At 63.8% G+C, this 14,347-nt stretch carries 12 protein-coding genes; 7 read left to right on the top strand and 5 right to left on the bottom strand.

Annotated elements, in window-relative coordinates; genetic code table 11:
• Positions 1-39 precede the first annotated feature (39 nt).
• Positions 40-1,269 carry a 5-aminolevulinate synthase gene (hemA, locus tag QXZ85_RS11360; RefSeq protein WP_315765513.1) on the top strand — a complete coding sequence of 410 codons (1,230 nt, stop codon included), beginning with the start codon at positions 40-42 and terminating at the stop codon, positions 1,267-1,269.
• 5 nt (positions 1,270-1,274) lie between these two features.
• Here hemA and QXZ85_RS11355 read toward each other — a convergent pair whose 3' ends face one another.
• On the bottom strand, positions 1,275-2,504 hold the full coding sequence (locus QXZ85_RS11355) for a lysozyme inhibitor LprI family protein (RefSeq protein WP_315767562.1): 1,230 nt from the start codon (positions 2,502-2,504) through the stop codon (positions 1,275-1,277).
• Positions 2,505-2,755: 251 nt separating this feature from the next.
• On the opposite strand from QXZ85_RS11355, the gene QXZ85_RS11350 reads away from it, so the two are divergent.
• Positions 2,756-6,274, top strand: a complete 3,519-nt coding sequence (locus QXZ85_RS11350) for a PAS domain-containing hybrid sensor histidine kinase/response regulator (protein ID WP_315742376.1) — start codon at positions 2,756-2,758, stop codon at positions 6,272-6,274.
• 198 nt (positions 6,275-6,472) lie between these two features.
• On the opposite strand, the gene QXZ85_RS11345 is transcribed toward QXZ85_RS11350, so the two are convergent.
• Entirely contained in the window at positions 6,473-7,399 is a 927-nt protein-coding gene (locus tag QXZ85_RS11345; protein ID WP_315701769.1) for a LysR family transcriptional regulator, read from the bottom strand.
• Between the two features lie 79 nt (positions 7,400-7,478).
• Between QXZ85_RS11345 and QXZ85_RS11340 the strand changes: the two genes are divergently transcribed.
• A complete protein-coding gene (locus QXZ85_RS11340) occupies positions 7,479-8,459 on the top strand; it encodes a carbon-nitrogen hydrolase family protein (RefSeq protein ID WP_315767563.1) in 981 nt (326 codons plus the stop codon).
• A gap of 137 nt (positions 8,460-8,596) precedes the next feature.
• Here the strand turns inward: QXZ85_RS11340 and QXZ85_RS11335 are convergent, their stop codons facing one another.
• Positions 8,597-9,271 carry a response regulator transcription factor gene (locus tag QXZ85_RS11335; RefSeq protein ID WP_315730168.1) on the bottom strand — a complete coding sequence of 225 codons (675 nt, stop codon included), beginning with the start codon at positions 9,269-9,271 and terminating at the stop codon, positions 8,597-8,599.
• Positions 9,272-9,664: 393 nt separating this feature from the next.
• On the opposite strand from QXZ85_RS11335, the gene QXZ85_RS11330 reads away from it, so the two are divergent.
• Entirely contained in the window at positions 9,665-11,290 is a 1,626-nt protein-coding gene (locus tag QXZ85_RS11330; RefSeq protein ID WP_315701772.1) for an MFS transporter, read from the top strand.
• 90 nt (positions 11,291-11,380) lie between these two features.
• Here the strand turns inward: QXZ85_RS11330 and QXZ85_RS11325 are convergent, their stop codons facing one another.
• Positions 11,381-11,848, bottom strand: coding sequence for a secondary thiamine-phosphate synthase enzyme YjbQ (locus tag QXZ85_RS11325; RefSeq protein ID WP_315701773.1), 468 nt, complete (start codon positions 11,846-11,848; stop codon positions 11,381-11,383).
• Between the two features lie 34 nt (positions 11,849-11,882).
• Positions 11,883-12,470 carry a hypothetical protein gene (locus tag QXZ85_RS11320; RefSeq protein WP_315701774.1) on the bottom strand — a complete coding sequence of 196 codons (588 nt, stop codon included), beginning with the start codon at positions 12,468-12,470 and terminating at the stop codon, positions 11,883-11,885.
• A gap of 398 nt (positions 12,471-12,868) precedes the next feature.
• Between QXZ85_RS11320 and QXZ85_RS11315 the strand changes: the two genes are divergently transcribed.
• From QXZ85_RS11315 to QXZ85_RS11305, 3 genes are all read left to right on the top strand, one after another.
• A complete protein-coding gene (locus tag QXZ85_RS11315) occupies positions 12,869-13,246 on the top strand; it encodes an AtpZ/AtpI family protein (protein WP_315701775.1) in 378 nt (125 codons plus the stop codon).
• Between the two features lie 72 nt (positions 13,247-13,318).
• Positions 13,319-14,062 carry a F0F1 ATP synthase subunit A gene (locus tag QXZ85_RS11310; protein WP_315701776.1) on the top strand — a complete coding sequence of 248 codons (744 nt, stop codon included), beginning with the start codon at positions 13,319-13,321 and terminating at the stop codon, positions 14,060-14,062.
• A gap of 40 nt (positions 14,063-14,102) precedes the next feature.
• A complete protein-coding gene (locus tag QXZ85_RS11305) occupies positions 14,103-14,330 on the top strand; it encodes a F0F1 ATP synthase subunit C (protein ID WP_006615622.1) in 228 nt (75 codons plus the stop codon).
• Positions 14,331-14,347 lie beyond the last annotated feature (17 nt).

The following is a 14,347-nucleotide window of genomic DNA, read 5'->3' as shown; positions in this document are numbered from 1 at the left end:
TTCGGTGCTGCACTGCAGCGCGCCACGTTAGGTTTCGTGATGAACTATAGCCAGTATTTCAGTGCCGCCCTCGGTCGTCTGCATGAGGAGCGCCGTTACCGTGTATTTGCGGATCTGGAACGCATCGCCGGCCGGTTCCCGCACGCGATCTGGCATTCGCCAAACGGCCCGCGCAACGTCGTGATCTGGTGCTCCAACGACTATCTCGGCATGGGCCAGCATCCGAAGGTGGTCGGCGCCATGGTCGAGACCGCGACCCGCGTCGGCACCGGCGCCGGCGGCACCCGCAACATCGCCGGTACGCACCACCCGCTGGTGCAGCTCGAGGCGGAGCTCGCCGACCTCCACGGCAAGGAAGCGGCGCTGCTGTTCACCTCCGGCTACGTCTCCAACCAGACCGGCATTTCCACGCTGGCCAAGCTGATCCCGAACTGCCTGATCCTGTCGGACGCGCTGAACCATAATTCGATGATCGAGGGCGTGCGCCAGTCCGGCTGCGAGCGCCAGATCTGGCGCCATAACGACCTTGCCCATCTCGAGGAGCTCTTGATCGCCGCCGGGCCCGACCGGCCCAAGCTGATCGCCTGCGAGAGCCTGTATTCGATGGATGGCGACGTCGCCCCGCTCGCGGCGATCTGCGATCTCGCCGAACGCTATGGCGCGATGACCTATGTCGACGAGGTCCATGCCGTCGGCATGTATGGCCCGCGCGGCGGCGGCATCGCCGAGCGCGACGGCGTCATGCATCGCATCGACGTCCTCGAAGGCACGCTCGCCAAGGCGTTCGGCTGCCTCGGCGGCTATATCGCGGGGAAAGGCGAGATCATCGACGCGGTGCGCTCCTATGCGCCCGGCTTCATCTTCACCACCTCGCTGCCGCCGCCGATCTGCTCGGCCGCGGCCGCCGCGATCAAGCATCTGAAGAGTTCGAGCTGGGAGCGCGAGCGCCACCAGGACCGTGCCGCCCGGGTCAAGGCGATCCTTTCGGCCGCGGGCCTGCCGGTGATGTCGAGCGACACCCATATCGTGCCGCTGTTCGTCGGCAATCCCGAGAAGTGCAAGCAGGCCTGCGACCTGCTGCTGGAAGAGCACGGCATCTATATCCAGCCGATCAACTATCCGACCGTGGCCAAGGGCACCGAGCGGCTGCGCATCACGCCGTCGCCCTATCACGACGACGGCCTGATCGACCGCCTCGCCGAGTCGCTCGTGCAGGTCTGGGAGCGGCTCGGCCTGCCGCTGAACAAGAAGGCGCTAGCGGCGGAGTAGACCTTTCAGTTTCCGCTACCCCTCTTGGAATCCCAGATAGCCCCGGTCATCCAGGTACCGAGCTTGGCCGCGGCGCGCGGCGGCCACAGCTCCCGCGCCGGATAGAACCGGACGTTCGGCGAGTTCGTGTGCCCCCCACCGACGACGTGGTCATCGACCGCAACATAGGCCTTCCGCGTCTTACGGTCCCATACCGCGAGCGCGTCTGTGTCCTGACAACGCACGACGGAACCTCTCAAATACCAGCCGCAGGTAGAATAGGCGGCCAGATCCGTTTCGATCTGAGCTCCATATAAATTCAAACGATCATCGCTATTGCAGTCGCAGCTGTCGCCGATGTTCCAGAGCGCCTGCAACGCCCGGGTTCTGTCAGCGCCAGGCAGGGTCTGCACCGCGTAGAAGAACTCGGCGGTCGTGAGGGGATCGCGATATTCCGCCTTATCGAGCCGCAGCAATCCTTCCATCGTCAAATCCGGATTCGGAACAAACCTTGTCGGCCGCTTCCCCACGACCCCAGTCGCGGCCGCCCATTCAACGATCGCACCGTCCTGGAGCGGCTGGGCGTCGGTCTCGAATGCGAAGCCGGTCGCCGTTCTCCCGACATGCCAACGTGGCCCGTAGGCGCAGCCCTTATCGAGATCGATGGCCTTCATCGAATGTGGCGGACGTGTTTCAACGATGTAGACGGAACGGCATTGATCCGTGCCTCCGTCATAGGCCTCCACCAGCACAGCCGTGACACCCGGAGCCTTCCAGACGTCCCAAACGTGGAGACTTTCACCCGACAAGAGCTCCACGCCTTTGTGCCGCATCGACCTCTGATCCGGCTCGTTCGGATCGCTGGTCACCGTGATCGTCTCGCTGCCGATCTTGTAATCGCGTGCAGCCAGCTCGTTTTCGTCATCTCCGGCTTCATAGCGCGCGAGCCTGTCGAGTTCGACGGCGCGCTTCGCGGTCTGGTCGGCGATACAGCGCCTGATATCGTCCTGCGAAGCAGCCCCACACTCCTTCTCTCGCAACGAGACGAACGCCCGCTGCGATGCAAGCAGTCTGTCATGGGTGGAATCCCGTCCCGTAATCTCGGCCATCATCTTGGTCCGATTGAGCATAGAAAAATACTGATCGGCCAATTTCGCGTCGGCGGCCTTGAGGCCTGGGTCGACGCAGATGGCCCGCTCGACCGCCGTGCTGGCCCTTGCGCAATCCAGAGCGTTGGCCTGAGAAGAGCAGGACATCGCGACGGCCAGACATCCAATCCGAAATAGCCACAGCGATCGGCCCGTTTTCGTCGTCATCCCTTCAAACTCCGCTCGGTTGCGTCGCAGCGACTTGTAAATTAACGGATGCTTTCGTCAATTCGCGTCTTGCCGCCAAGGTCGTCGTCTAATCCCCAAAATCGCGGTCGCCTCGCCTCGCGCAAAGCGCTAGATTTCCCGGCCAACGGGACAAGCCCGAAGCCGAGGAGACGTCGGGAGACACGCGAGCGATGTTGCATGACTGGGCCGTGATCGCAGCCGCCTTCGGCTATATCGGCTTCCTGTTCCTGGTCGCGAGCCGCGGCAATCGGGCTGGCAACCGGCGGCCTTCGGACGGGCGTGGCCGTTTCTCGCGGCTGATCTACCCGCTGTCGCTGGCGATCTACTGCACCTCCTGGACCTTCTTCGGCTCGGTCGGCTTCGCCACCCGCACCAATGTCGACTTCCTCGCGATCTATGTCGGGCCGATCCTGCTGATCGGCTTCGGCACGCCGCTGCTCCGCCGCGTCATCCATCTGGCAAAGTCGCAGAACATCACCTCGGTCGCCGACCTGATCGGCGCCCGCTACGGCAAGAGCCAGGCGGTGGCGGCGACGGTGGCGCTGATCGCGATCATCGGCTCGGTGCCGTACATCGCGCTTCAATTAAAGGCGGTCGCCTCCTCGCTCGAAACCATCCTCAGCGAGGATCAGGCGTTCTCGCGCATGCCGCTGGTCGGCGACATGGCGCTGCTGGTGACGCTGGCGATGGCGACCTTCGCCGTGCTGTTCGGCACCCGCCAGACCGACGCCACCGAGCATCAGCACGGCCTGATGCTCGCCGTCGCCACGGAATCGATCGTGAAGCTGGTCGCCTTCCTCGCCGCCGGCGTCTTCGTCACCTTCATCATGTTCTCGCCGCACGAACTGATCGAGCGTGCGATGCGATCGCCGGAGGCCGAGCGCACCATCGAATACATTCCCGGCATCGGCAATTTCCTGACCATGACGCTGCTGTCGTTCTGCGCCGCGATGCTGCTGCCGCGCCAGTTCCATGTCAGCGTGGTCGAGAATGCCGACGACGCCGAGGTGACGCGGGCGCGCTGGCTGTTTCCGCTCTATCTCATTGCCATCAACCTGTTCGTGGTCCCGATCGCGCTTGCCGGGCTCATCACCTTCCCGTTCGGCGCCGTCGACAGCGACATGTTCGTGCTGGCGCTGCCGATCGAGGCGAACGCGACCACGCTCTCGATCATCGTCTTCGTCGGCGGCCTGTCGGCCGCGACCGCCATGGTGATCGTCGAATGCGTCGCGCTCTCGATCATGGTCTGCAACGACATCGTGGTGCCCTTGGTGCTGCAGCGCCAGCAGGACACCCGTGAAACGCGCGGTTTCGCCGGCTTCCTGCTCGGCACAAGGCGGATCGCGATCTTCGCGATCATGGTGATGGCCTATCTGTATTATCGCGCGCTCGGCAACACCCAGCTTGCCGCGATCGGCCTGTTGTCCTTTGCCGCGATCGCGCAGCTTGCGCCGGCGTTCTTCGGCGGGCTCTTCTGGCGTCGCGCCACGGCGCGCGGCGCGATGGGCGGCATGATCATCGGCTTCGCGGTCTGGCTCTACACCCTGTTCATTCCGAGCTTCCTCGACACATCGACGGCCGGAATCCTGTTCCTGCAGCATGGCCCGTTCGGCATCGATGCGCTGCGGCCGCAAGCCCTGCTCGGCACCGAGTTGCCGCCGCTCCTGCATGGAGTGCTCTGGAGCCTGTCGCTCAATTTCCTGACCTATGTGCTGCTGTCGCTGGCGCGCCAGCCGTCATCGATCGAGCTGGTGCAGGCCGATCTGTTCGTTCCGGCCGAACTTACGCCGATCGCGCCGAGCTTCCGGCGCTGGCGGTCCACCGTCACCGTGCAGGACATCCAGAGCACGGTGGCGCAATATCTCGGGCCCGACCGCGCCCGCGACTCCTTCGCAGCCTTCGCGGCGAACCACCACACGACGCTCGATCCGGCGGCCCCTGCCGACTTCGAATTGCTGCGCCATGCGGAGCGCCTGATCGCCTCCTCGATCGGCGCGGCGTCCTCGCGCCTGGTGATGTCGCTGCTGCTGCGCAAGCGGACCGTCTCCGCCAAGACCGCGCTGAAGCTGCTCGACGATTCCCATGCCGCGCTGCATTTCAACCGCGAGATCCTGCAGACCGCGCTCAACCATGTGCGGCAGGGCATCGCCGTGTTCGACGTCGATCTGCAGCTGATCTGCTCCAATCGGCAATTCGTGGAGCTGCTCGGCTTGCCGCCGCATCTGGTGCAGATCGGCAGCCCATTGAAGGAAATCCTCGAATTCATAGGCTCGATCGGTGCCCCAACTTACGAGGACGGAGAAGCGCTGCTGGCGCGCCGGCTGGCCGCCTACACGGCCGAGGGCGAGCCCCATCTGGAGCGCCTGGCCGATCGCCACATGGTGATCGAGGTGCGCAGCAATCGGATGCCCGACGGCGGCCTCGTCATCACCTTCACCGACGTCACGCCGTCCTTCGAAGCGGCCGAAGCGCTGGAGCGCGCCAACGCCACCTTGGAGAAGCGGGTGCGCGACAGAACCGAAGAGCTGACCCGGCTCAACTCGGAACTGGCGCTGGCCAAGAGCGCCGCCGAAGATGCCAACATCTCCAAGACGCGCTTTCTCGCCGCCGCCAGCCACGACATTCTGCAGCCGCTGAACGCCGCGCGGCTCTATGTCACCAGCCTGGTCGAGCGGCAGAGGCTCGGCGAGGACTCGCGTCTGGTCGAGAACATCGATGAATCGCTGGAGGCGATCGAAGAGATCCTCGGCGCGCTCCTGGACATCTCCCGCCTCGATGCCGGCGCCATGACGCCCGCGATCTCGAGTTTCAAGATGGCGGACCTGATGCGCTCGCTCGAGATCGAGTTCGCGCCGGCCGCACGCGCCAAGGGGCTGGAGCTGATCTTCGTGCCGTGCTCGCTGCCGGTCGAATCCGACCGCCTGTTGTTGCGGCGCCTGTTGCAGAATTTCATTTCGAACGCGATCAAATACACCCCGCACGGCCGCGTGCTGGTCGGCTGCCGCCGCCGCGGCCGGTCGCTGCAGATCGGCGTCTACGACACGGGCGTTGGCATTCCGCTGCAGAAGCGCGGCGAGATCTTCAAGGAGTTTCACCGCCTCGAACAGGGCGCCCGGATCGCGCGCGGCCTCGGGCTTGGACTGTCGATTGTCGAGCGCATCGCGCGCGTGCTCAATCACGGCATTGCGCTCGACTCGCAGCCGGGCGGCGGCTCGGCCTTCTCGATCACGGTCCCGATCGCCAAGGCGATCAACCACACCGCAGCGGTGACCAGCGCGACTCCCCTTGCCAAGACGACGATCTCAGGCGCTCTGATCGTCTGCATCGAAAACGACCCCGCCATTCGCGACGGCATGAAGACCTTGCTGACGGCATGGGATGCCGAGGTGATCGCGGTGCCCGACCCGGAGTCCGCGGTCGAGGCGATCGAAGCCCGGGGCGCCGCCGTGACCGGATTGTTGGTCGATTATCATCTCGATCGCGGCAACGGCATCGCGGCAATCCGCGATATCCGCCGTCGCTTCGGCGAAACCCTCCCGGCGATCCTGATCACGGCGGATCGCAGCCCGCATGTCCGCGCCGCCGCGCGCGAGGAGAACATCGCCGTGCTCAACAAGCCGGTGAAGCCGGCGTCGCTGCGCGCGCTGCTCGGCCAGTGGCGCATCCAGCAGATGGTCGCGGCGGAGTAGTGGACGCGGTGCGGTGGCGAGCTTCGCGTTTCGGAGTTGCGGCACACGCGCTTTTCCTCATGACAGATTTTCTGATCCCGTCGGCATCGGTCGGCAAGCAACATTGACCGGGACGGAAGACGAGCGAGCCCGCTTTCCGGCAAGTCGATTGTCACGGACTTCGCCAAGTGCCAGCCCTCGACCCTCACTCAAATCGACTCATCTCGGTCGTGACAGCTTCACCTTTCGCCGTGTTAATTGGCTGCTCGCTTCCGATCTCATGCTGCGCTTGACCAGCTTCAGAAATGCCAAGGGTACAGGCCCGAGCTCCTCGGGACTCCTCGTCACGGCATGAAGTGTACGGCGCATGTTCGGACGCAGTTTGAGCGTAACGAAACCCTGCCGATCCGCCGGCAACGCCAGTTCGGGCATGATGGTGAGCCCCAGCCCCTCGCTCACCATGCTGGCCAGTGTTGCATTGTCGCGCACAAGGCAGACGATGTCGGGATTGCTCGAGGCGGTCGCCAAGAGCTCCTGGACGAGCGTTTCGCACCCGCCTCCAGACAACAACATGCGTTGCCCGTCCAGATCTCGCAGGGCGACCGAGGTTCTTGCGGCGAGGGCATGCCCTTGAGGAACCAGCACGACGTAGTCGTCCTGGAAGACAGGCGATGCGGCCAGCGCCGCGTGCGTGCGGCTGGTGAAGCCAATGTCAACGATCCCCGTTTGGACCCATGCGGTGACTTCCGGGTCGGTCCCTTCATAGAGCGTCACCGAAACATCGGGATGGGCGGCACGGAGCTGACGGAGCCAGCCCGGCAACAGGCGTATCGCAGCACTCTGGACCACGCCGATGCGCAAGCTGCCACTCAATGTGGCCGCGCGGCGGACGCTGCCCGCAAGGCGTTCGACCGCCGCAAGGACTGCGCGGGCCTCGGCCAGCGCAGCAACCCCGGCGCTCGTCAGCGTGACGCCATCCCGACCCCGCACAAGAAGCTGAGCACCCAACGTCCTCTCCAGTGCGGCCACCGCCTGGCTGACCGCGGACTGCGACAGGCACAGATGCTCGGCTGCGACGGTGAAATTGCCTTTCTCCGCGACACCGCAGAAGCAGCGGGTCTGGACCAGAGTGATATTAGGAAACAAGATCGTGCCCTATCGATACGATTAATTTGACTGATGCTATAGCGCCAACTAGCAGTCCCGCATAGCGAGAAGGCAGAAGATGAATTCTACGACGTCCACCGTTGACCGCGACCAGTTGACCGTCGGCTTGGCCCAGATTGCGCCAGTCTGGCTGGAACGCACGGCTACACTCCAGAAAGTGGTCGATTGTTGTGTGACGGCAGCCAAGCGGGGTTGCGGCTTCCTGGCGTTTGGCGAGGCGCTTGCGCCCGGTTATCCGTTCTGGATCGAGCACACCGATGGCGCCCGATTCGAATCGGGCCTTCAGAAAGAAATTCACGCACATTACCTCGATCAGGCCGTCCAGATTGAGGCCGGCCACCTGGAGCCCGTGACCAACGTTGCCAAGGAACTTGGCCTTGCAGTGATGCTTGGGATCATCGAGCGCCCGGCTGATCGCGGCGGCCACAGCGTCTATTGCTCACGCGTCCACATCGGCAGCGACGGGACGATCGCGTCAGTGCATCGCAAGCTGATGCCGACGTATGAGGAACGCCTGAGTTGGGCGCCTGGCGACGGCAACGGCCTACAGGTGCATCCTGTCGGCCCATTCCATGTCGGTGGGCTCAATTGCTGGGAAAATTGGATGCCGCTCTCGCGCGCAGCACTCTATGCGCAGGGCGAAGATCTGCACGTGGCACTTTGGCCGGGCAACTTGCGGAATACCGAAGGCACCACGCGCTTTCTCGCCCGTGAAGGCAGGAGCTACGTGTTGTCCGTCTCTGGCCTGATGCGGAAGACCGACGTGCCGCAGGGCAGCCCGGCAAGAGCAATGCTCGAAAGATGCCCGGATGTGCTGGCGAACGGCGGGTCGTGCGTCGCCGGGCCGGACGGCGAGTGGATCGTTGCCCCTGTGACAGACATTGAGGACTTGATCGTCGCGACACTGGATCAGCGGATGGTGCGGCGCGAACGGCAGAATTTTGATCAGGCAGGCCACTATTCGCGACCGGACGTGACGCGCCTGGTGGTCAACCGTCAACGGCAGACGATTGCGTCGTTCAGCGAGCAGGCCGGATAGTGCGTCGGACGCCGGACACGCCCGCGAGGCCATGAAGGCGAGTCACGAACGACCAAGGGACGCGCACGCCATCCTGCGGCAGGAAGGCCGTCAGGTCCGTTCAGATCCTCACCGTATCCGCGTCTTGCGAGCAAGGATCACTTCCCCGTCGGCGTCTCCTGCCGCCAGGCGGAGCCGGCGATCTTGGCCGCGGCGATCACGGCCTGGGTGCGGCTTTCGACACCGAGCTTCTGCAGGATGGCCGACACGTGCGCCTTGATCGTGGCTTCGGAGACGCCGAGCTCGTAGGCGATCTGCTTGTTGAGCAGCCCCTGCGACAGCATCATGAGGACCCGGACCTGCTGCGGCGTCAGCGTCACCAGGCGGTCGCGCAGTTTGCTCATCTCGGGGTCGGCGGCCGCCGACAAGTCGGTGTCGGGCGGCACCCAGACATCGCCCGCCAGCACTTTGACGATCGCATCGCGCAACGGGTCGACCCCGAACCGCTTGGGGATGAAGCCGGAGGCGCCGAAGTCCAGCGAGCGGCGGATCGTGCCGCCGTCGTCGGTGGCCGACACGATCACCACCGGAATCGCCGGATATTGCGCGCGCAGATAGATGAGGCCCGAGAAACCGGAGACGCCCGGCATCATCAGATCGAGCAGGATGAGGTCGATCTCGGAATCCCGCTCGAGAAGAGCGGTCAGATCCTCGAACGAGCCGGCCTCGTCGACGACGGCCTCGCTCACGACGCTCGCGACCGCCTGTCGCAACGCGTTGCGAAACAGCGGGTGATCATCGGCGATGACGAGATGGGTGCTGGCAGCCACCATACTTGGAAATAATCTTACAAAGCTCTCGGGGGCTGGCGATGAGCCGGTCAGGACCTGTCGCAAGCTGTCACTTGGAATACACACCCGACCGGTGGTCGCATGCAAGTAGGCAATTCCACTTGCAGTGAAAGCAGTTAATCTCCTGCTTGTGCAACGCAGCATCCGTCGCGGGGCACGCCCGCCGCGAATTGAGCACCGCGCGCCATTTCTCCCCACCTCAAGCCGGTCAGGGCCGAAAGTCGTATTGGGGCTGGTTTCACTGCAATGTTACTTAGGGCGCCAATGCCCTTCGCACGCGATCGCAATCGGTCCGGGCGAAGCGAAAGTAAGCAACACTCTGGGGAGAGAATGCCAATGTCGACAATGGTAGCCACACAAGCGAGATCGGGAGGGATGACGAGCGACGAGCGCTTTGTCATTTTAGCGTCGTCCCTCGGCACTGTCTTCGAGTGGTATGACTTTTATCTCTACGGGTCACTGGCCACGATCATCGGCGCCCAGTTCTTCAGCGCCTACCCACCGGCTACACGCGACATCTTCGCGCTGCTCGCTTTCGCCGCCGGCTTCCTGGTCCGCCCGTTCGGCGCCATCGTGTTCGGCCGCATCGGCGACATCGTCGGCCGCAAATACACCTTCCTCGTCACCATCCTCATCATGGGCCTGTCGACCTTCATCGTCGGCCTGCTACCGAATGCCGCGACGATCGGTTTTGCTGCGCCCGTGATCCTGATCGCACTGCGTCTGGCGCAGGGGCTCGCCCTCGGCGGTGAATATGGTGGAGCCGCGACCTATGTCGCCGAGCACGCGCCGCACGACAAGCGCGGCTATTACACGTCGTTCATCCAGACCACCGCGACGCTCGGTCTGTTCCTGTCGCTGCTGGTGATTCTCTTCACGCGCACGCTGACCGGTGAAGAGGCGTTCACGCAATGGGCCTGGCGCGTCCCGTTCCTGGTTTCGGTGCTGTTGCTCGGCGTCTCCGTCTGGATCCGTCTGCGCCTCAACGAGTCGCCGGTGTTCCAGAAGATGAAGGATGAGGGCAAGAGCTCGAAGGCGCCGCTGACGGAAGCCTTCGCCAACTGGAGCAATGCCAAGATCGTGCTGCTCGCTCTGATCGGCGGCACCATGGGCCAGGGCGTCGTCTGGTACACTGGCCAGTTCTACGCACTGTTCTTCCTGCAATCGATCCTGAAGGTCGATGGCTATACCGCCAACCTCCTGATCGCCTGGTCGCTCCTGCTCGGCACCGGCTTCTTCCTGGTGTTCGGCATCCTCTCCGACAAGATCGGCCGCAAGCCGATCATCATGGGCGGTTGCCTGATCGCGGCACTCACCTTCTTCCCGATCTTCAAGTTGATCACCACCAACGCCAACCCGGCGCTGGAGAAGGCGATCGAAGCGACCAAGGTGGAAGTGGTGGCGGATCCGGCCGGCTGCGGTGACCTGTTCAACCCGGTCGGCACCCGCGTCTTCACCGCGCCCTGCGACACCGCCCGCGCCTTCCTCGCCCAGTCGTCGGTCAAATACGCGACCGTTCCCGGCCCGGCGGGCTCCGGCGTGAAGGTGACGTTCAACGGCAAGGAAGTACCCTACGCCGACGCCAAGAGCGGCAACCCGGCGCTGACCGCCGCGATTGCGGAGGCCGGCTATCCGAAGGCGGGCAATCCGGCGATCGTGAAGATGGCGCATCCGTTCGACATCTTCCGTCCGCAGGTGGCCGCGATCATCGGGCTGCTCTTGATCCTCGTGATCTTCGTGACGATGGTCTACGGCCCGATCGCGGCGATGCTGGTCGAACTGTTCCCGACCAGGATCCGCTACACCTCGATGTCGTTGCCCTATCACATCGGCAACGGCTGGTTCGGCGGCCTCCTGCCCGCGACCGCGTTCGCGATCGTCGCCTCGACCGGCGATATCTATGCCGGCCTCTGGTATCCGATCGTGTTCGCACTGATCACGGCGGTGGTCGGCTTCATCTTCCTGCCGGAAACCAAGGACGTCGACATCCAGTCGACCTGACCTTCGCGCGCGGCAGGAGTGCCGCCCGCCCTGTACTGACACAGACGGCCGCGGATCGGATCCGCGGCCGTTCTGTTTGCGGGTGGCGGATCAGGATGCGCCGATGAACTGCAGCACGACCTCTCGAGTGTGCGGCCGGCTGCGATGCTCGATCAGATAGATGGCCTGCCAGGTGCCGAGCAGCATCTCGCCGCTCACGACCGGAATCTGCAGCGAAGTTCCGCTCAGCATCGTCTTGATGTGAGCCGGCATGTCATCCGGGCCTTCGGTGTCATGGATCCAGCCGGCATTTTCCGGCGCTAGCCGCGACAATGCCGTGGTGAGATCCTGCAGCACCGACGGGTCGGCATTCTCCTGGATCGTCAGGGACGCCGAGGTGTGACGGACGAACACAGTCACCGCGCCTTCTTTGGCGCCGGCGTCACGAAGGAATGCGGCGACCTTGGACGTGAGATCGACGAAGCCTCGACCCGGGGTCTGAGCTGTCAGCAACGAGGTCGCGACCGTGTTCACGGTGGCAGTCGAGGACGCGCCGCGGGACAATGATCTGATGGACATCGACAGCTCCTCGATGGGTTCGGACGAGGCGCCCTCAGATCCTGCCCGACACGTCCTTCTGCACCCGCATCGCCATGTCGATCAGCCGCCGCCAAGCCTGTTCCAGGAATGTCATCGCCCGATCCATGTCCTGGTCGCTGGGGAGCGGAATCTCGAGCTTGCGCGATCCGTCGGCGGATCTGGGATCGGGTGTACTCGCTCCCGGTTTCGGCTCGGCCCTCTTCAACTGATCGGACTTCGGCAGCGCCTGATCCTTCGGCAACGGCTCGTCGATCTTGCCGGTGACGGTCTGATCACGCGCGGCGAGTTGCGCCTTCAGCTTCTCGTTCTCGGCCTGAAGACGACCGATCTCGGCGTCCATCGCCGCGCGCTCGTCAGGCACCGCGTAGCAGGCCCAGCCGGTGCCCGCGCTGTTGTTGCAGGTCGCGATCCCGCCGGTCCGCGTATCGAGCCGGATCACGCCGTCGGCCGTGGTCGACATCGTATAGCGGCCGTTCTCGCTATCGGACGCCACCTCCTCGGCCTCGGCCAAGGATCCGAACAAGCACAAGGGTCCGAACAAACAGACGGCGGCGACCGAGGACGCTGTGAGGTTACGCAGAGACGACGTCATAAGGCTCATGCTGAACTCCGCCAAATGGAGCGGCCCGGATAACGTGCCCAAGCGCGGAAATTTTGTCGGGGCCGCGTTGTCCCAAGAAACTGCCGCGTCACGGCGTCGCGCCCGACTTTCCTGCTCCATCGAGGTAGGGTCAGGGCGGAGAGAAATCAACACGCGCCTCGGGCCGGCCGATGCGCGGCGAACTCGCGCACGCGGTGCGGAAAGGCTGTTGATGCGGCGCGGTGACACCCGCCGACCGATCTGGCGACAGACTGAGAAATTAAGCAAAATCAGGGAGCTAACACTTCCACACGCAATCTTGACTTGGGGGGATGCGGTCAGTATGGTCCGCGCGGCTTTAAAGGGCGATGGGGCGCAATTCCTGAACACCCGCGGCAGCTTGATCGGGTCTCCACATCATGGCGGAAGGCACGAACGAGAACGGCGGACAGGGGGATCGCGACAAGTCGCCTGATGAGGTTGCGCTTTCCGCAAGGCTCGGAAGTCTGGATCGGCGGTTGTCCGAATTTCGCGACAACCGCAAGGTCGGGACTGACCAACCGGGAGATGGAAGCGGGGACTCCGCGGCCAGGGCTTCGGCGATGGCACGAGGTCTCCGATTGTCTTCCGAGTTGATCGCCGGCGTCATTGTCGGTGCGGTGCTCGGCTGGGGCTTCGACCGGTTGCTGTCGACATCGCCCTTCGGATTTATCGTGTTTTTCCTGCTCGGCTTCGCCGCCGGCGTGTTGAACGTGGTGAGATCTGCAGGCGTGGCTCCGGACCGAACCCGCCGATGAGGGCATGCGGATGCCGTCGAACGAATTGCCCAAGGCGCCGGCGTGGCCGGTGAACAATGAGACGCCACGCGGATGATCGATCCGATCGAACAATTCGACCTCAACAAGATCTTCACGATCGGCCATATCGGCAATCACGAGATCGCCTTCACCAATTCGACCGGCTACATGCTGCTCGCGGTCGCGATCATCGCGATCATGATGATGGGCGCAGGCCGTCAGCTGGTGCCGGGGCGCTTCCAGTCCGTGGTCGAGCTGTCCTACGAATTCGTCGCGAACACCATCAGAACCAGTGCCGGCAGCGAAGGCATGAAGTTCTTCCCGCTGGTGTTCTCGCTGTTCATGTTCATCTTCGTCTCGAACATCGTCGGCATCATTCCCTACACCTTCACCGTCTCCAGCCACATCATCGTCACCTTCGCGCTGGCGATCCTGGTGTTCCTGACGGTCATCCTCTACGGCTTCTACAAGAACGGCCTGAAGTTCTTTAAGCTGTTCGTGCCGTCCGGCATTCCGGTGGTGATCCTGCCGCTGGTGGTGCTGATCGAAATCATCTCCTTCTTTTCCCGCCCGATCTCGCACAGCGTCCGTCTGTTCGCCAACATGCTGGCCGGCCACGTGACGCTGAAGGTGTTCGCAAGCTTCGTGATCATGCTCGGCACGCTCGGCACCGTCGGCAAGGTCGGCGCGCTGCTGCCGCTCGGGCTCACGGTGGCGCTGACCGCGCTCGAACTGATGGTCGCGTTCCTGCAGGCTTATGTCTTCACCATCCTCACCTGCATCTATCTCAACGATGCTATCCATCCGGGCCACTGATCCGGCCCGTCTCACCAAACCCCTCAAAGGAGTTCGTTTCATGGATCCGGTTGCAGCGAAGTACATTGGCGCAGGCATTGCCTGCATCGGCATGGGTGGCGCGGGCGCCGGCATCGGCATCATCTTCGGCAACTACCTCTCGGCGGCGCTGCGCAATCCGTCCGCGGCCCAGGGCCAGTTCGGCAACCTGATCTTCGGCTTCGCGGTGACCGAAGCGCTCGGCATCTTCTCGCTGCTGATCGCGCTGCTCCTGCTGTACGCCGTCTAAGACGGCCTGAGCCGGAC

The organism is Bradyrhizobium sp. SZCCHNGR1005 (assembly GCF_032489995.1).
In the GTDB taxonomy this organism is placed as follows: Bacteria; Pseudomonadota; Alphaproteobacteria; order Rhizobiales; family Xanthobacteraceae; genus Bradyrhizobium.
This window is presented reverse-complemented; position numbering and strand designations above follow the sequence as displayed.

Bases quoted from the DNA above. Each gene is read 5' to 3' on its own strand.
- hemA (WP_315765513.1), top strand. From the start codon at position 40: ATGAACTATAGCCAGTATTTCAGTGCCGCCCTCGGTCGTCTGCATGAG.
- QXZ85_RS11355 (WP_315767562.1), bottom strand. From the start codon at position 2,504: ATGTCCTGCTCTTCTCAGGCCAACGCTCTGGATTGCGCAAGGGCCAGC.
- QXZ85_RS11350 (WP_315742376.1), top strand. From the start codon at position 2,756: ATGTTGCATGACTGGGCCGTGATCGCAGCCGCCTTCGGCTATATCGGC.
- QXZ85_RS11340 (WP_315767563.1), top strand. From the start codon at position 7,479: ATGAATTCTACGACGTCCACCGTTGACCGCGACCAGTTGACCGTCGGC.
- QXZ85_RS11335 (WP_315730168.1), bottom strand. From the start codon at position 9,271: ATGGTGGCTGCCAGCACCCATCTCGTCATCGCCGATGATCACCCGCTG.
- QXZ85_RS11330 (WP_315701772.1), top strand. From the start codon at position 9,665: ATGACGAGCGACGAGCGCTTTGTCATTTTAGCGTCGTCCCTCGGCACT.
- QXZ85_RS11325 (WP_315701773.1), bottom strand. From the start codon at position 11,848: ATGTCCATCAGATCATTGTCCCGCGGCGCGTCCTCGACTGCCACCGTG.
- QXZ85_RS11320 (WP_315701774.1), bottom strand. From the start codon at position 12,470: ATGAGCCTTATGACGTCGTCTCTGCGTAACCTCACAGCGTCCTCGGTC.
- QXZ85_RS11315 (WP_315701775.1), top strand. From the start codon at position 12,869: ATGGCGGAAGGCACGAACGAGAACGGCGGACAGGGGGATCGCGACAAG.
- QXZ85_RS11310 (WP_315701776.1), top strand. From the start codon at position 13,319: ATGATCGATCCGATCGAACAATTCGACCTCAACAAGATCTTCACGATC.
- QXZ85_RS11305 (WP_006615622.1), top strand. From the start codon at position 14,103: ATGGATCCGGTTGCAGCGAAGTACATTGGCGCAGGCATTGCCTGCATC.